The organism is Pontibacillus yanchengensis, from assembly GCF_009856295.1.
Taxonomy (GTDB): domain Bacteria; phylum Bacillota; class Bacilli; order Bacillales; family BH030062; genus Pontibacillus; species Pontibacillus yanchengensis_A.
In genome coordinates this window covers 14,941-39,713 of record NZ_WMEU01000014.1, presented here as the reverse complement: position 1 = coordinate 39,713, position 24,773 = coordinate 14,941, and the positions used below count along the sequence as shown (strand labels likewise).

The following is a 24,773-nucleotide window of genomic DNA, read 5'->3' as shown; positions in this document are numbered from 1 at the left end:
ACATAGGCTAAATTAGAAGTGGTTTATGTGTGGGGAGGAGATTTTTAAATGTTTGTTAAAGGCGATTTAGTTACACGTTCCTCATACCAGCATGACGTTTTATTCCGAGTTCAAGAGGTGCAAGAGAACCGGGTGATACTATATGGAGAAGACATCCGTCTTGAAGCGGATGCACCTCCTCTTGATTTGGTTAAAGTGAAGTCGGAAGAGTTGAAACGTCGTAAGCAACAAGCTAAGGAAGAGGAAGAGTATTCGTACCGTTTGTTCAGGCAGGATTATCAACTTATGCGACAAAAGCGAGATTATGATGCTTCATCAGGATATCAGCATGAAGGGGCCTATTTTCAACTACCATCTCGTGTGCTTCATTTAGATGGTGATCGCTTGTACTTAAAGAAATGCATTGACTTATATCAGCAGTTAGGGCTTCAGGTGCATGGTATTCACTTAAATGAAAAAGATATGCCACACCAAGTTGGAGATTTGATTGATAAAATCAATCCTGACATTGTTGTGATCACAGGCCACGATTCTTATTCCAAAAATAAGGGCGAGAAACAGGATCTGCGCGCCTATCGCCATTCTCGTTATTTTGCAGAAACGGTAAGAGAAGCAAGACGAAAAGTTCCTCACTTAGATCAAATGATTATTTTTGCGGGAGCATGTCAGTCTCACTTTGAATCACTAATTAGAGCAGGAAGTAACTTTGCTAGTTCACCTACTAGAGTGAATATACACGCTTTGGATCCAGTTTATATTGTTGCTAAAATAAGCTACACGCCATTCATGGAGAAAGCAAATGTATGGGATGTGCTCCGAAATACAATGACAGGTGAAAAAGGTTTAGGTGGTGTAGAGACAAGAGGCCTGATGCGTACAGGTATGCCTTATCAAAAAGATGAAGATATGGATTCAGAATATGAGTTGGAATAAACGAACCCCGCCAGAGTAATCTGGCGGGGTTCTCTCTTTGCTATGTTGTATATCTACAACTTTGTAGTAACTAAATATGCTTAATAACATATTTAGTGCAACCTAGACATACACTATAGGATGGATAGGAAGAAAAAGGAATGTTGTTTCAGCTCTATTTACCTTACATATTCTTGTCGATATTTGGAACAATATACAATAGTTTAAGATTTATCGTTGAATTCATTGACATTAAAATTAACATACTGCTATAATATAAAGTTTTATTTGACTTTATTTATGGGCTTGTGTTATAGTTAGATTAGTGAGGTGGAGTGTAGTGGCAAAAACGTTAGCGGAAATTAAACAGTCTCTCGATGGTCAAATTGGGAATCGGTTAACATTGAAAGCTAATGGTGGTAGACGAAAAACCATCGAACGTAGTGGGGTTCTTGCTGAAACATATCCGGCGGTATTTATTGTAGAGCTGGACCAAGAACAAAATGCGTTTGAAAGAGTTTCCTACAGCTATGCAGATGTTCTAACTGAGACAGTTGAATTAAGCTTTGGTGAAATAAGCATGATTTTGGAGCAGTAAACCACCGTTTACTGCTTTTTTGCATTTAATAGACCTCACATACTGTTTCCATTCACCTCCTATAATGAGTTATAACATTTTACATAAACTATATGTGTCGTTCATTCCTATATTGAAAGGAGCTGTTTTCCCTTGAGTAAACGTAAAGGTGTCATGTCAGATCGTTTCAAAGAGGAGATCGCAAAAGAATTAGGTATATACGACACAGTATCACAGGAGGGCTGGGGAGGCATTACCGCAAAAGACGCCGGTAATATGACCAAGCTGGCTATCCAGAAAGCACAAGAGCAAATGTCAAAGGACAGATCCCTCTAAGGGGTCTGTCCTTAGTTGTATCAGGACAGCCGAATCCGGAAGCAGCGGAAGTTCCTGACCAGTCGTCTGCGCTTTTCCTTGTCCAGCTCCGACTTCTAGCTTCTAGCGTCATAAGTAATCTTTTCTTCAGAGGCTAATCGCCTCATACGAAAATCTTGCTTATGCGTACGAAGCTAACCAGTCGTCTGCGCTTTTAACAAATATATGATACAATCGGTTCATACAATTCGATGATAAAGTGGGTGATGTATTGCGTATTTTAGAGAAGGCTCCAGCCAAGATTAATTTGGTATTGGATACATTGTATAAGCGTTCTGATGGTTTTCATGAAGTTGAGATGATTATGACGACAGTTGATTTAGCAGACCGTATTGAAATTAGTCCGTTGAAATCAGATGAAATTCGAATCGTCTCAGAAAATCGGTTTGTTCCAAATGACCATCGTAATTTAGCCTATCAAGCTGCTCGTCTCATAAAGAATACATATCATATCCGTGAGGGAGTAGAGATTTATATTGAGAAGCAAATTCCAGTTGCAGCTGGACTTGCAGGTGGGAGTAGTGATGCTGCGGCCGTCTTGCGAGGTTTAAATAAGCTTTGGGATTTGGAATTATCCTTGGAAGAACTTGCTGTCATCGGAGCAGAAATTGGATCAGACGTATCTTTTTGTGTGTACGGTGGTACAGCATTAGCAACTGGTAGAGGGGAGAAGATAAAAGAACTGCCTGCCCCTCCATCTTGTTGGGTTATATTAGCAAAACCAACCATAGGTGTATCTACTCAAACGGTCTATCAAAACCTTAACCTTGATAAAGTTGAGCATCCAGATGTCCAACGAATGATTCAAGCTTTACATGATGAAAGTTATGAAGGTATGTGTGAGGAAATGGGTAACGTATTAGAACCTATCACCATTCAACTACACTCAGAAGTGGAACAAATTAAGTCACACATGAAGGATTTTGGGGCTGATGCTGTTTTAATGAGTGGTAGCGGACCAACTGTTTTTGGCCTCACCCAACAAGAAACAAGGGCTCAACGCATTTACAATGGACTAAGAGGTTTTTGTGATGAAGTATATATTGTGAGAATGCTTGGCACTCGTTCGTTACTTGATTAAATCCGTATGTTTCTGATATATTTAGTTCATAATATTCGGTTTTGAGGTGTGACGATGAAACGAAGTGAACGTTTAATTGCAATTACAAATTATTTAATAGAACATCCCCAGCAATTGGTTTCTCTTCCTTTCTTTACGGAATCTTATCAATCAGCCAAATCATCTATCAGTGAAGATTTAGGCATAATCAATGATATGTTTCAAAAAGAAGGAATAGGTCGATTACAAACCGTACCCGGTGCAGCTGGAGGTGTGAAATATATCCCTTCTAACTCAGCGGAGAGAAGTGAAGCTTTTGCAGATGAGCTTGCAAATCAATTAGAAGACCCGGAACGTCTTTTGCCAGGTGGGTACCTATTTATGAGTGATCTACTAGGTGATCCCCAAACGGTTCGGAACATAGGTAGGTTGTTTGCCACACACTTTGCCAATCATTCTATTGATGTCATTATGACTGTGGCGACAAAAGGTATTCCGCTAGCGTATGCAGTGGCATTCTTTTTAAATGTTCCTGTTGTTATTGTACGCAGAGATCCAAAAGTGACAGAAGGCTCTACGGTAAGTATAAATTATGTATCAGGCTCCTCTCGTAAAATTCAGACAATGGTATTGCCAAAAAGAAGCTTAAAGCAAGGAGCTAACGTCTGTATCATTGATGACTTCATGAAAGCTGGTGGCACCATTAACGGAATGAGAAGTCTTTTGGATGAATTTGAAGCAAATGTAGCAGGGATAGGCGTTCTTGCAGAAGCTGAAGATGAAGAAGAGGATCGCGTTGTTGAAGAATATGTGTCATTGCTGCAAATTAACAATGTTGATATTAAAAATAAAAAAATCGAGGTTCATCGAGGAAACATGTTTTCCGAGTAGATCGTTGGTATAAAGAGGACGTAAAAAGCGTCTTCTTTTTTTATAGTAATAAAAGTATAAAGGAAAGCTCCTATCCATTACTTACTTTATATAAAATGGTCTGAAATGAGTATAAGGTTACTACGCCCTTATAACTTTTTTCTTATATTACTACCAAATAAACGCATAATTACAGAATTTTAGAAAAGGATAATTTTTTTTCGAAAATAAGAAGGAATTATTGGAATCTTGTTGAATATTGGTAAATAAGTTCTTATGACAAAAGGTGGTGACACATAATGGAAGTAACTGACGTGAGACTACGCCGCGTTAATACTGAAGGAAGAATGCGAGCAATTGCTTCTATTACGCTGGATGGGGAGTTTGTTGTTCACGATATCCGAGTAATTGATGGTAACAATGGTCTGTTTGTTGCTATGCCTAGCAAACGTACCCCAGACGGAGAATTCCGAGATATTGCGCATCCTATTAATTCAAATACGCGTGGAAAGATTCAAGACGCTGTATTAGAAGAGTACCAACGCGCAGGTGAAGCTGAAGTGGAGTATGAAGAAGCCGGGGCTTCTTAAGAGAAATGACAGCAGGAGTCTAATCTTCAGGAGATTAGGCTTCTTTTTTTGTGTCTGATGAGACGGGGATTCTGATACTTACATACCTAGTAAAAAATGGAATTTAGGCGCTTATAGAGAATGTGGCTAGATGTCTGCCAATTCGTTTATTTATTGAAATAGATTGGTTTTTAAGATATATTCGTAATGGATATTAAGGATGGGGGTTTTTTCATGAGTAATCGTCATGCAATCGTTTTAGCAGCTGGTCAAGGCAAACGTATGAAATCATCTTTATACAAAGTGTTGCACCCTGTTTGTGGTAAGCCAATGGTTCAGCATGTCATTGATCAATTAAATGCACTTCAGCTACAAGAGATTATTACAATTGTAGGCCATGGTGCAGAACAGGTTCAAGAGCAAATTGGCGATGACAGCCGCTTTATGATTCAAGAAGAGCAGCTAGGGACAGGTCACGCCGTACAACAAGCTGAATCTGTTTTAAGTGGGCAAAAAGGAACTACATTAGTCGTATGTGGAGATACGCCTTTATTAACGTCTGATACACTAGAGGCACTAATTGATTTTCATGAAAAAGAAGAAGCGAAAGTAACGTTATTAACTGCCCATGCAGAAGACCCGTCTGGTTATGGTCGAATCGTTCGCAACGAAAACCAAGATGTAGCAAAAATTGTTGAACAAAAAGATTCTACAGAACAAGAGCGACATATCCAAGAAATCAATACGGGTACTTATTGCTTTGATAATGAAGCATTGTTTGAAGCATTACAACATGTATCAAATAATAATGCTCAAGGTGAGTATTACCTTCCAGATGTAATTGAAATACTAAAAAATAGAAACGAAAAAATTGGAGCTTTTCAAACGAAAAACTTTAATGAAACATTAGGTGTAAACGATCGTGTTGCTCTTTCTAAAGCAGAGCAGGCAATGAAACGCCGTATTAATGAATATCACATGAGAAATGGTGTTACGCTTATCGATCCTGATCATACGTACATTGGATTAAACGTAACGATTGGACAGGATGCGGTTATTTATCCTGGCTCAACCATAGATGGTGAGACTTCTATTGATAGCGGAGTAGAAATTGGACCAAATTCTGAAATTAAGAATTGTATAATTGGACAAGATACCACTATTAAACAAAGTGTTGCTCACGACAGTCTAATAGGTGCACGTGTTAAAATAGGTCCGTATGCACACATACGACCATCTTCAAAATTAGCTGATGATGTTAAGGTTGGTAATTTTGTAGAGATTAAAAAAGCGACATTTGGTGAAGGAAGTAAAGCTTCTCATCTAAGTTATATCGGAGATGCTGAAGTAGGCAATGAAGTAAACATTGGTTGTGGGACGATTACAGTAAACTACGATGGTGAAAACAAATACCTAACGACCATTCAAGATGGTGCATTCATAGGATGTAACTCAAACTTGGTTGCTCCAGTAACCATTGGAGAAGGTGCATACGTAGCTGCGGGATCTACCATTACAGATGATGTTCCGGACAGCTCCCTTTCCATAGCTCGTTCTCGTCAAACGAACAAAGAGGGCTATGTAGAAAAAATGAAAAATAAGAATAATAACTAATGGAGGGTATTAGCGAAATGAGGAACAGTCAATATAAAGATCCAGCTCTTAAAGTGTTTTCACTAAACTCAAACCCATCTCTAGCGCAAGAGATAGCTGAAAACATTGGAACAGAATTAGGGAAATGTACAGTCACTAACTTTAGTGATGGCGAAATTCAAATAAATATTGAAGAAAGTGTTCGTGGTTGTGATGTATATGTCATTCAATCCACATGCGAACCAGTGAACATGCATATTATGGAGCTTCTTATCATGATTGACGCACTAAAACGTGCTTCTGCTCGCTCCATTAATATTGTAATGCCTTATTACGGCTATGCCCGCCAGGACCGTAAAGCCCGATCTCGTGAGCCAATCACGTCTAAGTTGGTAGCAAACCTACTTGAAACTGCTGGTGCAAGCCGTGTTATCATGCTTGATTTACATGCTCCACAAATCCAAGGGTTCTTTGACGTACCAATTGATCATTTAATCGGTGTACCTATTCTTTCTGATTACTTCGAAGAAAAGAACTTTGAAGATGTTGTCATTGTTTCACCAGACCATGGTGGGGTGACGCGTGCACGAAAAATGGCAGACCGACTGAAAGCTCCAATTGCAATTATTGATAAACGACGTCCTCGTCCTAACGTTGCTGAAGTTATGAATATCGTGGGTAACATAGAAGGCAAAACAGCTATTCTTATTGATGACATTATTGATACAGCTGGTACGATGACACTAGCTGCTAACGCTTTGATTGAAAACGGAGCAAAGGAAGTGTATGCATGCTGTACACACCCAGTACTCTCCGGTCCCGCTATTGAGCGTATTGATAACTCCATGATCAAAGAGTTAGTTGTAACGAATACGATTCCTCTTAAAGATGAAAAAATGATTGATAAAGTGTCTGTACTATCCGTTGGCCAATTAATCAGCGAGGCCATTACCCGCGTACATGAGCGCAAATCCATTAGCATCTTATTTGACTAAATTACTATAAATGATCACTTTTCATTCGGCGTTACTGTTTCCTATAGTAACGTCGAATTTTTTTGTTTGGTTGTATTCCGTATAAGAGGCATAATCTTGAGACTTGAATTCGAGATAAAATTGAGTAAGAGATATACTTCCGTTGTGTAAATTCAGAAAAAGATGGGATCTGAGTGACTTTCCCTGCTTTCGGAGCGAGAATCGAAAAACAGGAGTTACTTTTAAAAAATAGGAGCGACCGCACCAATTTCCTGGCCCATGCTTCATAACAAAGCAAAGGTGGCCTCTGAACAAGGAGGCTTGCCAGCTCGCGAGTTGTTCCCAGGCCAACTTTATTCTAACTAAGGCAACGGAAACTTTCCTCTTAGAACAAAAAGAAATTATCTCGATTCAGATATGGGGCTTAATTGGAATGAAAAGCCCAAAGGTGATGAACGTTACCAATACTTTTAACACCTCATAATTATGGAAAGATATTGTTGTTTTTTATAGTTTTTTCTAAAAAATATGAATAAAATGTTTAGTCTTTGTAAAGAATGGGAATCTTATAAAATTAGAAGCCTTATAATTCTTTGGAGGGTGATAAACGTGGCAGTAACTGTAAAAGCAAACACAAGAGAAGATTTCCGACGTTCTGCAACAAACGAACTTCGTAAAAATGGTAAAGTACCGGCTGTAGTATATGGCCAAAATCAAGACCCAGTATCTATTTCAGTAGATAGCCTTGAATTACTTAAAACATTACGTGACGAAGGCAGAAACGTTATCATTTCACTAGATGTTGAAGGTAAATCACCTATAGATGTAATGTTACATGAGCATCAAATTGAACCAATTCGTGATGAATTGCATCATGCTGATTTCTTCCGAATTGATATGTCTTCTGAAGTGGACGTTCAGGTACCTATCCATATTGATGGAGATGCAGTTGGAGTAAGAGAAGGTGGTATCTTATCTCAACCTTTACACGAACTTTCTATTCGGGCGAAACCAAATGAGATTCCTGAAGAGATAAAAGTTGATGTATCTAACTTAGATGTTAATGATAGCCTTCTTGTATCTGATTTGAAGGAAGGACGTAACTACGAAATCATGGAAGATGAAACTACAACTATTGTTACGATCTTGCCTCCTCAAACAGAAGAAGAAGTTGAACCAGATGAAGGACTAGATGAGCAGCAAGAACCAGAAGTTCTGAACCAAAAAGGTGAAGACGAAGAAGAAAAATCAGAATAGTAATGCTATAAAACGACGTAACCTTTCTGGTTACGTCGTTTTTATATGATGTAATTCATCTATAAAAAATATATAATAAAGTCGCGCCACGACATAACCATATCGCGAGCACATTATGAGTGTGTCGTTTTAATCTTTTTAGAATCTTCACACCGACTAAAGAGGAAACGTATCAGCTTAGGAAAAGTTAACTTTTTGTAGATAATTATAGGCTAGCGCTTTTATTTTACTTATAAAATTCGGTACAATAAACTAAGCTAGAGATATGTACGTTGTCTAGAAAAGAGGGATAAGATGAAATGCATAATCGGATTAGGTAACCCGGGACCTAAATACGAGAATACCCGACACAATGTTGGATTTATGGTTATAGATGAATTAGTAAGGCGACATAATTGGAAGTTAGATAAAGAAAAATATAAAGCCCAGTACACTGTAGAACATGTAGGATCAGAAAAGGTTCTACTTATTAAGCCTCTAACATATATGAACTTATCTGGTGAAGCCATAAGACCTTTGATGGACTATTATAATTTATCCATTGATGACATAGTTATTATTTATGATGATTTAGATTTACCACCAGGGAAAATCCGTTTACGTAAAAAAGGTGGTCATGGAGGACATAATGGTATACGTTCTACAATCGACCACCTAGGAACGAAAGAATTTCCTCGTTTACGCTTTGGTATTGGTAGACCTAATGGACCAATGCCTGTTCCTGATTATGTGTTAGGTACATTCCAAAAGGAGAATATTCCTACGATTAAAGAGAGTATCGAAAGAGCAGCAGATGCTTGTGATTCATGGATGGAAAATTCCTTTGCAGAAGTAATGAATGAATTTAATCAATAACAGCACAAGTTCATTCGTATAAGCTATTTTCATTTCGGACAAACTATGCATAAAAGACTTATGCAAGGAGGTCCGCAAATGGCTATCATGTACCAATGTCGTCACTGCAAAGAGTATCTAGCAGAACTATCTCATGAATTTGTTGATACGAATCAACTAGGTTTAGAGGAGCTGTCAGAAGAAGATCAACTCCAAATGATTCGATATCATGAAAATGGGAATATACAAATTGATACGATATGTGAGCACTGTCAGGAAGCACTAGAAAAAAATCCGCATTATCATGAACTTGATTTCTTTTTACAATAAAATGAATAGAATGCTTTGGTGAGATACCCAAAGCATTTTTGTACTTTCAACGATGTAAGGTTAGCAGGGGGGGAAGAACTTGCAAGGATTAAAAAATTATTTAGAACGTCAAGACGATATTCAATCCATTATCACTGGTATATCTTCGGGAATGAAAGAACAATTTGCTGCAGGGTTATCGGGCTCCGCACGAAGTGTATTAGTCTCTATGCTTGAAGAGTCTACTGAACGCCCGATTTTACTTGTCACTCACCAATTAATGCAGGCTCAGCAGCTATATGAAGATTTGCTAAGTTTGTCTGATTCAGAGCATGTCCATCTCTACCCGGTAAATGAATTAATTGCTTCAGAGATTGCTGTTGCTAGTCCGGAGCTAAGAAGTGAGCGAATAGAAGCCTTAAATCACTGGGCACAGAATAAGAAAGGAATTTTAATAGCTCCAGTAGCTGCTCTAAAAAGAATATTGCCACCGCCTTCCTATTGGAATACATATCAACTAACGTTCACAGTAGGAGAAAGCATTGATCTTGATTCCTACTTGAAAGGACTAGTTGACGTAGGCTATGAGCGCACAGATATGGTTTCGTCTCCAGGTGAGTTTAGCTTAAGGGGCGGAATCTTAGATGTGTATCCTCTTACTCAGCCACACCCGTTACGAATTGAATTATTTGATGACGAAGTGGATTCGATTCGGTTTTTTGATTCAGAAAGTCAGCGATCTTTAGAGAAAGTAGATCGAGTTACGGTTGGACCTGCAAGTGAATTATTGTTAACGGAAGAAGATTTAACCAGAGGGGGCCAGCGTTTAGAGGAAGCCTTCTCTACGACTTTGTCAAAACTAAGTACAGATGAGCAGAAAGAAAAGCTTTCAGAAACGATTGAAAAAGATATAGAAAGATTGAAAAACCACGAACGTTTTCAAGAAATGTATAAGTATGCCTCTCTCTTTTATGAACAGGCTGCTAGCTTGCTAGATTATATACCGAAAAATGGGCTTGTGATTTTAGATGAGATGAGCCGTATCCAAGAAACGGCCACTCGTCTAGATGAAGAGGAAGCAGATTGGTATGGAAGTTTGTTGGAGTCAGGCGAAATAGTGCAAGATTTATCTATATCCTATAGTTGGACGAATGTGTGGCATTCCATTGATCATCCACGGTTATACTTGTCTGTTTTCTTAAGACATATACCTAACACCCAGCCAGAGAATATTGTGAATTTTTCCTGTCGCGCTATGCAACAATTCCATGGCCAAATGAATTTACTACAAAATGAAATGCAGCGTTGGGAAAAAGGAAATCACTCTGTTTTAATTGTGGCACCGAATCAAGAGCGTGCAGAGAAGATTCAAAACGTCCTTGAAGATTATGATATGGAAGCGGCGATTGCAGAGAAAGAACCTGCGTTTCCAATTCAAAAACCGACCATTGTTATTGATCAAATTAATTCAGGTTTTGAACTGCCTATGCACCATGTTGCGGTTTTAACAGAAAATGAATTATTTAAGAAACGGACAACACGTCCGAAACGGAAACAGAAAATTTCCAATGCAGAACGTATTAAGAGCTATCAAGAACTAAAAGTAGGCGACTATATTGTTCATGCGAATCATGGTATTGGGAAATATATTGGCATCGAGACGCTAGAATTAAATGGTATTCATAAAGATTATTTACTTGTTAAGTATTCAGGAGATGACAAGCTCTACGTTCCAATTGATCAAATTGATTTAGTGCAAAAGTATGTTGGTTCAGAGGGCAAAGAGCCAAAGTTATATAAATTAGGCGGCAGCGAATGGAAAAAGGTTAAAAGCAAAGTTCAATCATCTGTTGAGGATATTGCAGATGATCTCATTCAACTATATGCTGAACGCGAAGCATCAAAAGGTCATGCGTTTAGTGAAGATACCGAAATGCAGAAAGATTTTGAAGCAGCCTTCCCATATCAAGAAACGGAAGACCAAATTCGTTGTATTGAAGAAATTAAGCATGATATGGAACGGATTCGACCTATGGACCGCTTATTATGTGGCGACGTAGGATACGGGAAAACAGAAGTAGCGATCCGAGCAGCTTTCAAAGCTATTGCAGACGGGAAGCAAGTAGCCATTCTTGTTCCTACAACAATCTTAGCTCAACAGCACTACGAAACGATTCGAGAGAGGTTTCAAGATTTCCCTGTTAACATTGGTCTATTAAGTCGTTTTCGAACGCGGAAGCAACAAAAAGAAACAATTAAAGGATTAGAAAACGGAACGATGGATCTTGTAATAGGTACACACCGTGTATTATCGAAAGATGTTCAAGTGAAAAATCTAGGGCTATTGATAGTAGATGAAGAACAGCGTTTTGGAGTAAAACACAAAGAGAAGATTAAGCAGTTGAAGACTAACGTTGATGTACTAACACTTACAGCCACACCAATCCCAAGAACCCTTCATATGTCTATGCTAGGTGTGCGCGATTTATCTGTTATTGAGACACCTCCTGAGAACCGTTTTCCGATTCAAACGTATGTCTTGGAATACAATCATGTCTTTATTAGAGAGGCAATTGAAAGGGAAATGGCGCGAGGTGGCCAGGTATTCTTCCTTTATAATCGAGTAGAAAATATTGAACGAGTAGCGGAGGAGCTCTCAGCACTCGTGGATGATGCGAGAGTAACTTTTGCCCACGGTCAAATGAGTGAAACCGAGCTAGAGAATGTCATGTTCAGTTTCCTTGAAGGAGAATTTGATGTTCTGGTGTCTACAACGATTATTGAAACAGGGGTAGACATCCCGAACGTAAACACATTAATCGTAAATGATGCGGATCGCATGGGATTAAGTCAGCTGTATCAAATTCGAGGACGTGTTGGGCGTTCCAACCGTGTAGCTTATGCTTATTTTACGTATCAAAAAGATAAGGTACTAAGCGAAGTTGCTGAAAAACGCCTCCAAGCCATTAAGGAATTTACTGAGCTAGGATCAGGATTTAAAATTGCCATGCGGGACCTGTCTATACGTGGTGCTGGTAATTTGTTAGGAGCTCAGCAGCATGGATTTATTGATTCCGTTGGGTTCGACATGTACTCGCAGATGCTTAAAGATGCGATTGAGGCCAAACGTCAAGGTAAGAGCTATGAGGAGACGAAACCATTTGAGCCAGAATTAAATCTAATCATCGATGCGTATATTCCGGATAGCTATATTGATGATGAAAAGCAAAAAATCGATATGTATAAACGTTTCCAAGCCATCGTATCCCAGGAAGATATCCATGATTTACGTGAAGAATTAATTGATCGATTTGGTGATTTTCCTGAAGAAGTAGATAATCTATTCCAAGTATCTCTGTTAAAGCTGTATGCAAAACAAGAACGAATCGAATCTATTTCAGAGAAAAACAAGAAAATAGAACTTCTAATGGAGGCTCAGACGAGTCAACAGATCGATGGAGCAAAACTATTTGAATTGGCAAACCAGTACGGAAGAATGATCCAACTTGGGACAGAAGACCAGCAACTTAAAGTCACGTTCCAATTTAACCGTAAAGATGTGACAGATCGCTATAAATCTGTTGAAGAATTTTTGCAATCGCTAAAAGATGCGAAATAAAGGATAGCCCTTACCATTATGGTAAGGGCTGTTTTTTACTTATAGCAAAGTTTATAACGTTTTAAGGCGGTTCTCCTAGCACATAATGGATTTTTTATAATAAATTTGTATGTTTCATGAATAGTTCCGACAATGTGAAAAATACTATACACATCGGACGGTGAATCCTGACAACAACAGGATGTATCATTTCTACACCAAGAAGCTTAATCATCAAAATGAAAGTGAGGCTCCATAGAATGAAAGCAACAGGTATAGTACGTCGTATTGATGATTTGGGACGAGTGGTTATCCCGAAAGAAATTCGCAGGACATTACGAATTCGTGAAGGTGATCCGTTAGAAATTTTTGTGGATCGTGAAGGAGAAGTTATTCTTAAGAAATATTCTCCTATTAGTGAGCTAGGCGATTTTGCAAAGGAATATGCTGATGCTCTATTTGATTCTCTTGGTCATACTGTACTTATATGTGATCGTGACGAGTTTATTGCTGTTTCAGGAGGGTCAAAGAAAGACTATCTTAACAAGAATATTGGAAGTAAGGTTGAACAGTCTCTCCAGGACCGCAGTGTAATTACAGAATCAGCTGAGTCCTCGATCGAGGTAGTTGACGGCAATGAAGAAACTGTTTCCTCTTATGTCATCGGACCGATTATCGCAAGTGGAGATCCAATTGGATGTGTCATGATTGTTAGTAAAGAAGGGGAAGCTTTAGGGAATGTTGAGCAAAAAGCAGTAGAAACCGCTGCAAGTTTCTTAGCGAGACAAATGGAATAATAAAGAAAAGCGCAAGCTCCCTGGGAGCAACGTACAAACTGCTGCCTACAGGATGTAGGTCAGTTCGATGTTGAGCGATCTTAATCGAACCTCCTTCAACCCAGAACCTCCTTTAAACCTTCTTGAGATAAAGGGAACACGGATAGCGGTAGCAATCCGATTTTGACTTATCGTAAGGAGGAGCAGGAAGTTTGCTAGTTGCTGGGCGCTGGAGCTAGACACGCAAGCGCCAGAAACTTATGTTTTCTTTACTTTTAAAAAAAGGAGCCCACAAGGCTCTCTTTTTTTGCTTATATATGAGTGTTTGCTAACGTAGAACTATTTCACCTTTCAACTATACAATTCAATTCAAATCTTACTTACGTTCCCTTTATTCTTACAAATAATGAGCTAAATGTATTTGAAGTACGTTTGATTCCATCTAAGTTTATTAGTCGTGGCTTAGGGCATGTTTCGATGTTATTATATGCTATAATAATGGGCAGTTGGATACGTTTAGAAAGGATACTTCCATGAAAAGAAATTCCTCGCACCATTTTTTTAAAGGTGCCATATTATTAACGATGGCTGGGCTTATCAGTAAAATTCTGAGTGCAGGTTATCGAATTCCGCTTCAAAACATAGCTGGGGATGTCGGTTTTTATATCTACCAACAAGTTTATCCCATTATAGGCATGGCATGGATGATTTCTATTTATGGGTTACCTGTTGCCATTTCTACTCTAGTAGCCGAGGAAAAAGGGAGAGGACGTCCTTTATCTTTTCGGTTCTTTTTTATACCCTTACTATTTATGCTACTTCTTATAGGTCTGTTATTATTTGGCTCACTTTACGTAGGTGCCCCTTATATTGCGAACGTTATGGGAGACTCTGGATTAGAAATGCCAATACGCATCGCATCTATAACATTTTTACTAATCCCTTTTACATCTATATTAAGAGGTACGTTTCAAGGGTTGAACGACATGGCGCCCACGGCATATTCACAGATGGTTGAACAAGTAGTTCGTGTTACGGTCATTATTGTAGCGACAATCTATTTCGTAGATCAAGGTTATACGTTATATCATGTAGGAGCTGGAGCTGCTTTTGGCTCGATTGCAGGTGCAACAATGGCTGTTATCCTACTGAGTATTTATGCATATAAAAGATTTCCATCTCGTATAGAAGAGAGTACGTCACGTCTATCGTATTCAAAGATAATGAAAACAATTGCGATAGTAGGCTTGTTTTTTTGTGTTAATTACATGATGCTTCTATTTGTCCAATTGGCAGACGCAATCACGATGGTACCGAATTTATTACAGCACGGAATGAACCTAGTAGAAGCACAGACCTGGAAAGGCATTTTTGACCGAGGATATCCTTTGATTCAATTAGGAACAGTTGTTGGTTCTTCACTTTCTTTGGCGCTCGTACCTTCTATAACGAAGCAACGGTTACATAATCAACAAGAGGAAGTCTATAAAGATGCTAGTAGCGCTATTAAGTTTAGTTTCCTTTTTTCATCAGCAGCAGCTATTGGGTTAATGCTTATTCTTCCTGGTGTAAATCGCCTATTTTTTAATTCAAATGATGGAACAGCCTCGTTACAAATACTTGGACTAGTCATATTCGTTGGTTCCATGGCACTAACCTTCTCTTCCTTGTTACAAGGTCTAGGCAAAATGAAAGCTCCAGCGTTTATGGTAATGGTGGGTTTTGTGATAAAGTTATTCTTAAATGAACTATTGGTTCCTATTTATGGGGTGCTAGGCAGTGCTTTAGCTTCTGTAGGAGCGGTTACCGTAATATGTATCGGAAATGGCATGATGTTAAAAAAGACTCTATCTTTACCCATATCCGTTGTAATGCCATGGCATATGACATGGATTCCTCTTCTTGGGATGATTGGAACCGTCGTAGGAGGCGAATGGTTATACGCTCATCTATTCCCTTTACAAAGCCGCTTAGATTACCTTGGCTATACTTTTGTGAATGTCGGGATAGGCATCTGTATCTATGGGTTTTTGTTATTGCGTACAAGTGTATTTACAAAGGAAGAGCTATTGGAACTGCCGTTTGGAAATAAAATGATTCAATGGACAAAAAGGAGGCCCTAACATGCCAACAATAAATGTAATCGGTTTAGGTGGTGGAGATATAAATCAGCTGCCATTAGGTATCTATCGTAAGATCAGAAATCATGATGGCACTGTGTATGCTCGTACACTAGATCATCCAGTTGTTGAAGAATTAGAGGATGAAGGAGTGGCGTTTCACTCGTTTGATTCCCTGTATGAATCACATGATGAATTTGAACATGTCTATGATCATATTGTTCAAAGCCTGATGACAAAAGCAGAAGAGGAAGAGGTACTTTACACCGTGCCAGGCCATCCTATGTTAGCGGAACGGACGATACAGCTTCTTTTGAGACATCAAGAAAAAGGAAATGTTACGGTACAAATACAGGGGGGGACTAGCTTTCTAGATGATTTATTTACTTCATTACATATAGATCCAATTGAAGGATTTCAATTTGTAGATGCTACAGACTTCACTAGAAATGCCATTTCGTATCAGCAACATACAATTTTTTGCCAAGTGTATGATGAGATGATTGCCTCCCATCTTAAAGTTGAGCTTATGGAAGACCTCCCACATGATCATCCTGTATATATCGTCGAGGCAGCTGGTAGCACCCAGGAACGCATACAACAAATTCCTTTAGTAGAACTGGATCGAGAAGTTACACTAAGCAACCTAACAAGTGTATATCTCGCACCTGTTAACGAGGAAATGCTAAATCATAAATTCTTCCGATTGAGAGAAGTCATAGCTACATTAAGAGGTCCAGAAGGTTGTCCGTGGGATAAAAAACAAACCCATGAATCGTTACGAACATATTTAATTGAAGAAGCCTATGAATTCCTCCAAGCTGTTGAAGATGAAGATGATGAGGGAATGATTGAAGAACTAGGAGACGTACTCCTGCAAATTATGCTTCATAGTCAAATTGGAGAAGATGAAGGATTTTTCTCTGTAGATGACGTAATTCTATCTGTAACGGAAAAAATGATTCGACGTCACCCTCATGTATTTGGTGACAAGCAGTTAGACACTGCTGAGGAAGTTGTAGGATCTTGGGATGAAATAAAACAGAAAGAAAAAGGGAAAGAGCGACCTTCCGCAATGGACGGAGTTGTCACGACATTACCAGGCTTAATGCGTGCTCAGGAATTGCAAAAGAAAGCGAAAAAAGTTGGTTTCGATTGGAATCAACCAGAACCTATGTGGGAAAAAGTAGAAGAAGAGATTCATGAATTTAAAGAGAGCGTGGAACAGCTTTCTGCACATGAGCAAGAAGGAGAATTGGGAGACATCTTGTTTGCAATGGTGAACCTTGCCCGCTTCTACAAAATTAACCCTGAATTAGCCATACAACGTACAAATGGTAAATTTGAAAAGCGCTTTAAGGAAATGGAACGACAAATTGAAAAGCAAGAGAAAATCATGAAAGGTATGTCTCTTGATGAATTAGATCAATATTGGGAATTAGCAAAACAAAAAGAAAGAAGTGAGGAGTAACATATGAGACTAGATAAGTTTCTGAAAATTTCAAGATTAATTAAACGGCGTACATTGGCCAAAGAAGTAGCTTCACAAGGGCGGATTCACCTAAACGGAAACCCTGCAAAAGCCTCTTCGGAAGTAGGTGTTGGAGATGAACTTTCCATCCGTTTTGGCCAAAAGCAATTAACGATAGAAATTACGTCTCTACGAGAAAATGTGAAAAAAGACGAAGCAAATTCGCTTTATAAAGTGATTAAGGAACAAGAAGTATAATAAGCTTCAAGAAGTTGGTTATAAAGAAGCACACCCTATCCAAATGATGAAAGGGAGTGCTTCTTTATTATTAAAATGTTCGTAATTCATTAGTTCTAAGTTAGAGGAGGAAAAATTTTATTTAAGGTTAGAGGCAAACCATTCGTCTCCTCGGACCAAATTACGGCCCTGTGGGGTCTCGACACATCCGTTTTTCCACTGGCTAATCCGTAATGCAGCACAGGGACTTGTCATGTCGCTGCTAAAAAAACATGGGGTCTGGAGTGACTTTCCCTGCTTTCGGAGCGAGAATCGAAAAAACAGGAGCTACTTTTGAAAAATATGAGCGACCGCCCCATATTCCCGGTCCACCTATGCGTTCGTTTGGTTTAAAGGAAACAAACCCCTTTCGCCAAATTTATCTCGAACTTAAGTCTTCAAGATGATAGGGCTATTGTGGAATAAAAACCTTTAGAATTATTTGTTCATAAAGCACAGGATACTTTTATGTTCTATTTCACGTTTTTCTCTCATAGATTGGTATCGATAAAGGGGAGGGTTGTACGATGGAATATTATGAGCAGAAAGATCCTAGTGTACGTGGACAGGCTGAGCATCATGTGAAGATGAATAATCGTCGTAATCTTGAAATTACTGGTGTTAAAGAAGTGGACAGCTTTGATGCTGAAGAGTTTTTGCTACAAACCTCAATGGGCTATTTGGTCGTTCGTGGACAAAATTTACAAATGAAGAACCTTGATGTAGACCAAGGGATTGTTTCCATTAAAGGTAAAGTGTATGAACTTTCCTATTTAGATGAGCAACAAGGGGAAAAAGCTAAAGGGTTCTTTAGCAAAATGTTTAAATGAGTTTAGATACTCAGTTTATCACTATGTTTATGATGTTGTGGAGCGGAATATATCTCGGGATGGCAATCGATACCTTTCGTAGATTTGAAAGGTATTGGAAAAAGCAAACTATTTTTGCTTTTTCCATCGAGATATTTTTTTGGTTATTACAAGGATTAATTGTATTTTATTTTCTTTTTGTGGCGAACCAGGGAGAATTGCGGTTGTATATCTTTCTACTAATTCTCTGTGGATTTGCTATGTATCAAGCTCTGTTTAAAACAATATTTCGTAGAATACTAGAAAAGCTTATTTCTTTTGGTATTTCTTTCATACGGTTTATAAAACGTCTGTTTAATGCGTTAATTTATAGCCCTTTACGTTGGATGATTAGACTTCTCATCAAAATTCTTTTAGGAATTTGGGTAGTGGTTGTTTGGCTTCTTCTTTTAGTGGGAAAAATAATACTACTTCCTCTTAAATTAGTTGGAAAAATAATTTGGTGGTTAACCCCGAAAATTGTGAAAAATTATTTTCAACAATTAAAAGGGATTTATAGTAAAATAGAGAATATACTGCTAAAATGGTGGAAGAAGTTCCGACAAAAGAGGAGGTAGCTGAATCAGTGGATGTTGGTCGTAAGTCAGTAACGAAAATCGATTCCGGATTTGTTAAACAGTACGATGCTCATGTAGAAAGACAACATAAGAAGAAAAAGCGCCTTATTCGTCGGCTCGCTTTGTTTACAATCGCAACCCTTCTGTTATTTGGAGGGCTACTAACGTATCATTTAAATCAACGTGCTGTATATGCAGACAAGCGTGAACAATATGAAGAACTACAACAAAAGATGACTGAGCTTAATCAAAAAGAAGAAGACTTGAACGAGGAAATACAGCTCTTACAAGATGAAGACTATGTTCTTCAGATTGCAAGAACCAATTATTTCTTCTCCAAAGAAGGCGAAATCATATTTCAAATCCCTGATAACAGCCCGTCATATTGACACTCTTTTTGAAGCTTATATATAATATATAGGAAGATACTTTTTGAAATTCTTAAGGAGGAGCATTTTTTTTATGTCAATTGAAGTAGGCAGCAAGTTGCAGGGTAAGGTAACAGGTATCACTAATTTCGGAGCATTCGTAGAACTTCCAGATGGTTCTACAGGTCTTGTTCACATTAGTGAAGTTGCTGATAGTTATGTTAAAGATATTAATGATCACCTAAGCGAAGGTGACCAAGTTGAGGTTAAAGTGATTAATGTTGAGAAGGATGGGAAGATTGGCCTTTCCATCAAGAAGGCACAAGAAAATTATAATAGCAACAAAGGTAATAACAATTCCAACCGTCGTCCAAAAGGCGGAGGCGGATCTGGTAAAGGCAAAAACGACCGACGTGAGAAAACGGAAACGTTTGAGTCTAAGATGAATCGTTTTCTTAAAGATAGTGAAGAGCGTATGGCTTCACTTAGGAAGAACACGGAATCAAAACGTGGAGGTCGAGGTGCTAAAAGAGACTAACTTGCTGTCTATGATGAATCGGTAAATTATAATGTTCGATTTACAATATGAATCTGAAAGGAGTCCGTAGTATGTATAATACTGCGGACTCTTTTTTTTGCCATTCCTTACGATAAGTCAATATCGGATACCTATCACTCTCTGTGTTTCCTTTATCTCTAAAAGGAGGTTCTGGGAGTGATGGAGGTTCGACTAAGACCGCAGCATCGTGCAGTAATATCGGACCAACCTATGTCGTGTGGCCGGCAGTTTGTACGTCGCTAGAAGGGCTAATAAAATGGAATGTCTTCTAACTCTTCTCAAAATCATTAGTCTTTTCTACATGGTTATAATATAATCAAAACTAGAAATGGAAGTAGTGTTTTTATATAAGCGTTACTCCTTATATAAGACTTATTATAAATAATGAATAGTATATATTTGGGTGAATTTGATTATTTTGGTACGATAAAATACATATTACACGGTAGACGAGCGTAAATAGGAAGGTGAGAGTGTGAAGAAACATGCTGTGAAAGAAAAGATTTATTATCAATTGTTAGAGAAGGCAATCGATCATACTAGGATAGGTGTGACGATAACAGATCCAAACCAACTAGATAATCCAATCATTTATGCAAATGAAGGCTTTGCTAGTATCTCCGGTTATGATGAAGAAGAAGTCGTTGGTCGAAACTGCAGATTTCTTCAAGGAAAAGACACAGATCCAAATACCATCAATCAATTAAGGTCAGCTATCCAAAATCATCAATCCATAACAATAGAAATTCTAAATTACAAAAAAGATGGCTCAACGTTTTGGAATGAACTACATATCAATCCCGTTTATATAGAGGAAGAAGATCAGTATTATTTCGTAGGTATTCAAAAAGATGTTTCCTCTTTGAAGAGCGCGGAAGAGAACCTTACTTCCTATATGAAAGAGATTTCAGCTTTATCTACTCCAATTGTTCCGATAGCTGAGGGAATCTCGGTACTTCCCTTAATAGGTAGCATTGATGGCGAACGTTTGCATCTCATTACCAATAATATAACAACGGAATTGGCTGAACGAAGGCATGAGTATTTGATTGTAGAATTATCAGGATTACAGCATTATGATGAAGATGTCATCCGAGGTATTTATCGTCTAAATGATATTTTACAACTACTAGGTACCGAGCTTGTTATTGCAGGTATCTCACCTGATTTTGCCTTGAAACCAACTAATTTGGGTATTGATCTTTCGACATTAAAAACCTTTTCTACAGTAAAAGAAGCAATTAAATTACATCATGTCAAATAGGTGATGGTCTTTTAGTTGTCTATGTATAATAAGACTCCCCTCTCGGAAAATCTGAAGAGGGGAGCTTTTTTTGCTGTTTAGGAAATCATAAAATTCAATGCATGTGTATAACTGAAAAAATGATGTGGCAACGTCCAGCTACAGCGCCCAGCAACTAGTATGCCTACCTCGCCTCCGTACGATAAGTTAACATCAATCACGCATGTTTTCGTGGCTCCTTTATCTCCTACGGCTCAGTCCAGCATATACGTTGCTCCCAGGGCGCTTGCGCTTTTGTTCTATTGTATAATGGTTATGGAAATTGGATGTGTGCAGTATAAGCGTTAATGCTCTAAATATGTGCAGAGAGTTTATGTATTTTGACATAAAAAAAACCGCACATTATATGTGCGGTAGGACAAGAATCGGACGATGACCCGTACGGGATTCGAACCCGTGTTACTGCCGTGAAAGGGCAGTGTCTTAACCACTTGACCAACGGGCCAGTTATGTACATGAAACAATAAAAATGGTAGCGGCGGAGGGACTCGAACCCACGACCTCACGGGTATGAACCGTACGCTCTAGCCAGCTGAGCTACACCGCCATTTACAAATAAAATCAACGTATTTATTAGAAAATGTTTTATATTTTCTTCATCAACTTGTTAATTTTTATCTCAAAGTCACAAGGAATATATTACACTACTAAAAAAATGGTGTCAATAAATTAAATTAGATTTTTTTAAAAGTAAGGAAAGTATAAGTTTTTGGTTTTTTACATGTCTAGCTATAGCGCATAGTGACTAGTATTCTTCCTTCATCTCCGGTCGATAAGTCAACATCGAACGCTTGCGCTTTTTTCACTTGTTGAGGTTTAGTTCAGCTTATACGTAGCTAGCAGGGCTCCTGTGTTTTCTTATTCCCTTTTTCCTTCGTGAGGAATCTATGAATGGTTTGGATTTACGACAGCATTACCGAAGCAATTATTTATAATAGTCCTCTTTTATGGCGAATCATCCTTTTGCAAGCAGAAAGAAGTCGAATGTTTTTATGAAGTGCTTCTGATGTTTTGACAAAATAAGCTTGTCTCCTATGGTTAAATATAACAACAGGGAGGACTGATATAGGATGATGGGATCCATAACAAGAGGAAGTGTAAAAGCCATGAAGGGGAATGGCGCACATACATTGGATAAATGGAAGCGGAAGATGGGGGAGCAGGTGAAGGTATTTTTTATAGAAAGGGGCTGGCTTCTCTTCTTAGTGGGATTTTTACTAGGTAGAGCGGTTGTATTATCTTCAGTATCGCCTTTTGCCCTTTCTTTTCTCGCTTCAGTATGGCTTATGCGAAAAGGTAAGTCCTTAAAGGTTATGTTCGCTGTATTGGCAGGCTCCATCACGTTACATTGGCACCATAGTATCTATGTATTTCTAGCGATGATGCTTTTCTTTGTTTTTGCATTTATTTTTCATAAGTTTCGGAATCAACAAAAACTATTACCTTTCTTTGTTTTCTTTGCAAGTATCGGGACAAGGTCTACTCTTTACTCGTTCTCAAGCGATATAGAAGCGTACGATTGGATGTTAGCGGTAGTTGAAGCTGGTCTTAGTGCGATCCTTGTTTTAATTTTTATGCAAAGCATTCCGCTATTATCACCAAAACGGTTTAAACAATCCTTAAAAAATGAAGAAATTGTCTGCATGATTATATTGTTAGCTTCGGTTCTTACTGGAACCATTGGATGGCAAATTTATGATGTTTCATTAGAGCAAGTGTTATCAAGATACCTTGTACTATGGCTAGCGTATGTAGGGGGAGCAGCTATAGGTTCTACTGTTGGTGTGGTAACGGGGTTAATTCTTAGTTTGGCGAATGTGGCAAGCTTATATCAAATGAGTTTATTAGCGTTTTCTGGTTTGTTAGGGGGATTATTAAAAGACGGTAAAAAACTAGGTGTAGGTATGGGGTTATTTGTAGGGACGTTATTGATTGGTATTTATGGGGAGGGATTTGAGGCACTAGCACCATCATTACTGGAAACCTCTGTGGCCGTGTTGATTTTCTTATTAACTCCTGAGTCATGGATACGGAAATTAGCCAGGTATATACCGGGAACAAATGAACACTCTCAACAACAAGAGCAGTATTTACAAAAAGTTAGAAATGTGACGGCAAATCGTGTTGATCAATTCTCGCAAGTATTCCAGGCTTTGTCGAAGAGTTTTTCCCAGGTGCAATTGCAGGTGGAGGACGATCAAGATACAAGGGAGACGGATTATTTCTTAAGTAATGTAACGGAGAAGACGTGTCAATCCTGCTTTAAAAAGGATCGATGCTGGGCTCAAAACTTTGAACAAACGTATGGATATATGCAAGAAATGATGACAAGCTTAGATGAAGGAACGTTCCAAAATAAACGTAAATTACAAATGGATTTTGAAAAGCATTGTGCAAAGTCGAGTAAAGTGATTGAAACGATGAATCATGAGTTATCCTTTTATCAGGCGAACAAGCGATTGAAGAAACAAGTGCTAGAGAGTCGTAGGTTCGTAGCAGAACAACTGAACGGTGTATCAGAAGTAATGGGGGATTTTGCTAAAGAGATATTAAAAGAGAGAGAAAATCATGATTTTCAAGAAGAAGAGATTGTTGAGGCGTTAAAGAGCATGGGCTTTGAAATAGAGCAAATGGAAATCTATAGTCTAGACGCAGGCAATGTGGATATTGAGATGACGCTCTCCTTCTATGATTATAAGGGAGAAGGAGCTAAGATTGTTGCCCCGGTGATTTCTGAAATACTTGATGAAACCATTGTAGTTAAACAAGAAGAGATATCACCGTTTCCAAATGGATATTGTTACTTCTCGTTTGGTTCGGCGAGAAAGTACGTTATTGATACTGGAGTATCACATGCGGCTAAAGATGGTGGGTTGGTATCTGGTGATAGTTATTCCACGATGGAACTAGGTGCGGGAAAATATGCTGTAGCGATTAGTGATGGGATGGGAAATGGTGAGCGAGCTCATGTGGAAAGCATGGAAACCTTACGATTGCTTCAACAGATTTTACAGTCGGGTATTGAAGAACGTGTAGCCATTAAGTCGATTAATTCGATTCTTTCATTACGGACTACAGATGAAATCTTTTCAACCCTTGATTTAGCTGTAGTTGATTTACATGATGCTGCTGTTAAATTCTTGAAGATCGGATCCACTCCAAGCTTCATAAAGCGAGGAGATCAGCTTATTAAAATAGAGTCGAGTAATTTACCGATTGGGATTATTAAAGAATTTGAAGTGGATGTTGTAAGTGAAGAATTAAAAGCGGGCGATATTTTAATCATGATGAGTGACGGAATATTTGAAGGACCAAAGCATGTTGAAAATGTAGACCAATGGCTGAAACGAAAAATCCGTGATATGAAAACAGAAGATCCTCAAGATATTGCGGACTTATTATTGGAAGAAGTAGTGCGGACGAGGTCTGGTGCGATAGAAGACGATATGACAGTCGTAGTCGCTAAAATCAATCGAAATGTCCCGGAATGGGCTGCTATCCCGGTGATGAGAAATGCACAATAAAATGATAGCGAACTCTTTATTT

The 24,773-nt window shown here is 38.4% G+C and carries 22 protein-coding genes and 2 tRNA genes; 22 read left to right on the top strand and 2 right to left on the bottom strand.

The annotated features are described in order from the left end of the window. Positions 1 to 48 precede the first annotated feature (48 nt). The 21 genes from yabG (at position 49) to GLW08_RS20795 (ending at position 21,188) form a co-directional block, all read left to right on the top strand. Positions 49 to 933 (top strand): sporulation peptidase YabG, encoded by an 885-nt coding sequence (gene yabG / locus GLW08_RS20895; protein ID WP_160850551.1) that lies wholly within the window; start codon positions 49 to 51, stop codon positions 931 to 933. 319 nt (positions 934 to 1,252) lie between these two features. Further along, positions 1,253 to 1,510 (top strand): biofilm formation stimulator Veg, encoded by a 258-nt coding sequence (veg, locus tag GLW08_RS20890; RefSeq protein ID WP_160850550.1) that lies wholly within the window; start codon positions 1,253 to 1,255, stop codon positions 1,508 to 1,510. Positions 1,511 to 1,642: 132 nt separating this feature from the next. Continuing rightward, on the top strand, positions 1,643 to 1,825 hold the full coding sequence (locus tag GLW08_RS20885; protein ID WP_160850549.1) for a small, acid-soluble spore protein, alpha/beta type: 183 nt from the start codon (positions 1,643 to 1,645) through the stop codon (positions 1,823 to 1,825). A 250-nt stretch (positions 1,826 to 2,075) separates the two neighbouring features. Beyond that, entirely contained in the window at positions 2,076 to 2,945 is an 870-nt protein-coding gene (gene ispE / locus GLW08_RS20880) for a 4-(cytidine 5'-diphospho)-2-C-methyl-D-erythritol kinase (RefSeq protein ID WP_160850548.1), read from the top strand. A gap of 54 nt (positions 2,946 to 2,999) precedes the next feature. After that, complete coding sequence (gene purR, locus GLW08_RS20875; protein ID WP_160850547.1) at positions 3,000 to 3,815, top strand: pur operon repressor; 816 nt, start codon at positions 3,000 to 3,002, stop codon at positions 3,813 to 3,815. A 278-nt stretch (positions 3,816 to 4,093) separates the two neighbouring features. Beyond that, complete coding sequence (spoVG, locus tag GLW08_RS20870; protein WP_160850546.1) at positions 4,094 to 4,384, top strand: septation regulator SpoVG; 291 nt, start codon at positions 4,094 to 4,096, stop codon at positions 4,382 to 4,384. Between the two features lie 213 nt (positions 4,385 to 4,597). Then, complete coding sequence (gene glmU, locus GLW08_RS20865; RefSeq protein ID WP_160850545.1) at positions 4,598 to 5,977, top strand: bifunctional UDP-N-acetylglucosamine diphosphorylase/glucosamine-1-phosphate N-acetyltransferase GlmU; 1,380 nt, start codon at positions 4,598 to 4,600, stop codon at positions 5,975 to 5,977. Positions 5,978 to 5,994: 17 nt separating this feature from the next. Then, positions 5,995 to 6,951, top strand: a complete 957-nt coding sequence (locus GLW08_RS20860; protein WP_160850544.1) for a ribose-phosphate diphosphokinase — start codon at positions 5,995 to 5,997, stop codon at positions 6,949 to 6,951. A gap of 588 nt (positions 6,952 to 7,539) precedes the next feature. Next, positions 7,540 to 8,187, top strand: a complete 648-nt coding sequence (locus GLW08_RS20855) for a 50S ribosomal protein L25/general stress protein Ctc (protein ID WP_160850543.1) — start codon at positions 7,540 to 7,542, stop codon at positions 8,185 to 8,187. Positions 8,188 to 8,481: 294 nt separating this feature from the next. Further along, the gene (pth, locus tag GLW08_RS20850; protein ID WP_160850542.1) at positions 8,482 to 9,042 is read left to right on the top strand and encodes an aminoacyl-tRNA hydrolase; all 561 of its coding nucleotides are present in this window, start codon (positions 8,482 to 8,484) and stop codon (positions 9,040 to 9,042) included. A 78-nt stretch (positions 9,043 to 9,120) separates the two neighbouring features. Continuing rightward, complete coding sequence (locus tag GLW08_RS20845) at positions 9,121 to 9,351, top strand: anti-sigma-F factor Fin family protein (protein WP_160850541.1); 231 nt, start codon at positions 9,121 to 9,123, stop codon at positions 9,349 to 9,351. Between the two features lie 79 nt (positions 9,352 to 9,430). Further along, positions 9,431 to 12,949 (top strand): transcription-repair coupling factor, encoded by a 3,519-nt coding sequence (mfd, locus tag GLW08_RS20840; protein WP_160850540.1) that lies wholly within the window; start codon positions 9,431 to 9,433, stop codon positions 12,947 to 12,949. A 239-nt stretch (positions 12,950 to 13,188) separates the two neighbouring features. Beyond that, positions 13,189 to 13,725: a stage V sporulation protein T gene (spoVT, locus tag GLW08_RS20835; protein ID WP_160850539.1), complete on the top strand. Its 537-nt coding sequence runs from the start codon at positions 13,189 to 13,191 to the stop codon at positions 13,723 to 13,725. A 512-nt stretch (positions 13,726 to 14,237) separates the two neighbouring features. Then, positions 14,238 to 15,827 (top strand): putative polysaccharide biosynthesis protein, encoded by a 1,590-nt coding sequence (locus tag GLW08_RS20830; RefSeq protein WP_160850538.1) that lies wholly within the window; start codon positions 14,238 to 14,240, stop codon positions 15,825 to 15,827. Position 15,828: 1 nt separating this feature from the next. Then, positions 15,829 to 17,295, top strand: a complete 1,467-nt coding sequence (gene mazG, locus GLW08_RS20825; protein WP_160850537.1) for a nucleoside triphosphate pyrophosphohydrolase — start codon at positions 15,829 to 15,831, stop codon at positions 17,293 to 17,295. Between the two features lie 3 nt (positions 17,296 to 17,298). Further along, positions 17,299 to 17,553, top strand: a complete 255-nt coding sequence (locus GLW08_RS20820) for an RNA-binding S4 domain-containing protein (RefSeq protein WP_160850536.1) — start codon at positions 17,299 to 17,301, stop codon at positions 17,551 to 17,553. 605 nt (positions 17,554 to 18,158) lie between these two features. After that, positions 18,159 to 18,401: a sporulation protein YabP gene (gene yabP, locus GLW08_RS20815; RefSeq protein WP_237458527.1), complete on the top strand. Its 243-nt coding sequence runs from the start codon at positions 18,159 to 18,161 to the stop codon at positions 18,399 to 18,401. After that, a complete protein-coding gene (gene yabQ, locus GLW08_RS20810) occupies positions 18,398 to 18,997 on the top strand; it encodes a spore cortex biosynthesis protein YabQ (protein ID WP_160850534.1) in 600 nt (199 codons plus the stop codon). Before yabP ends, yabQ begins: the two co-directional genes overlap by 4 nt. An 8-nt stretch (positions 18,998 to 19,005) precedes the next feature. After that, positions 19,006 to 19,386 (top strand): FtsB family cell division protein, encoded by a 381-nt coding sequence (locus tag GLW08_RS20805; RefSeq protein ID WP_160850533.1) that lies wholly within the window; start codon positions 19,006 to 19,008, stop codon positions 19,384 to 19,386. Positions 19,387 to 19,459: 73 nt separating this feature from the next. Then, entirely contained in the window at positions 19,460 to 19,903 is a 444-nt protein-coding gene (locus tag GLW08_RS20800; RefSeq protein ID WP_160850532.1) for a S1 domain-containing RNA-binding protein, read from the top strand. A 496-nt stretch (positions 19,904 to 20,399) separates the two neighbouring features. Next, complete coding sequence (locus tag GLW08_RS20795; RefSeq protein ID WP_337193971.1) at positions 20,400 to 21,188, top strand: PAS domain-containing protein; 789 nt, start codon at positions 20,400 to 20,402, stop codon at positions 21,186 to 21,188. Positions 21,189 to 21,600: 412 nt separating this feature from the next. On the opposite strand, the gene GLW08_RS20790 is transcribed toward GLW08_RS20795, so the two are convergent. Both GLW08_RS20790 and GLW08_RS20785 read right to left on the bottom strand, forming a co-directional pair. Beyond that, positions 21,601 to 21,672: transfer RNA gene (locus tag GLW08_RS20790), tRNA-Glu, on the bottom strand. 25 nt (positions 21,673 to 21,697) lie between these two features. Continuing rightward, positions 21,698 to 21,774: transfer RNA gene (locus GLW08_RS20785), tRNA-Met, on the bottom strand. A gap of 523 nt (positions 21,775 to 22,297) precedes the next feature. On the opposite strand from GLW08_RS20785, the gene spoIIE reads away from it, so the two are divergent. Then, positions 22,298 to 24,751: a stage II sporulation protein E gene (spoIIE, locus tag GLW08_RS20780; RefSeq protein WP_160850531.1), complete on the top strand. Its 2,454-nt coding sequence runs from the start codon at positions 22,298 to 22,300 to the stop codon at positions 24,749 to 24,751. Positions 24,752 to 24,773 lie beyond the last annotated feature (22 nt).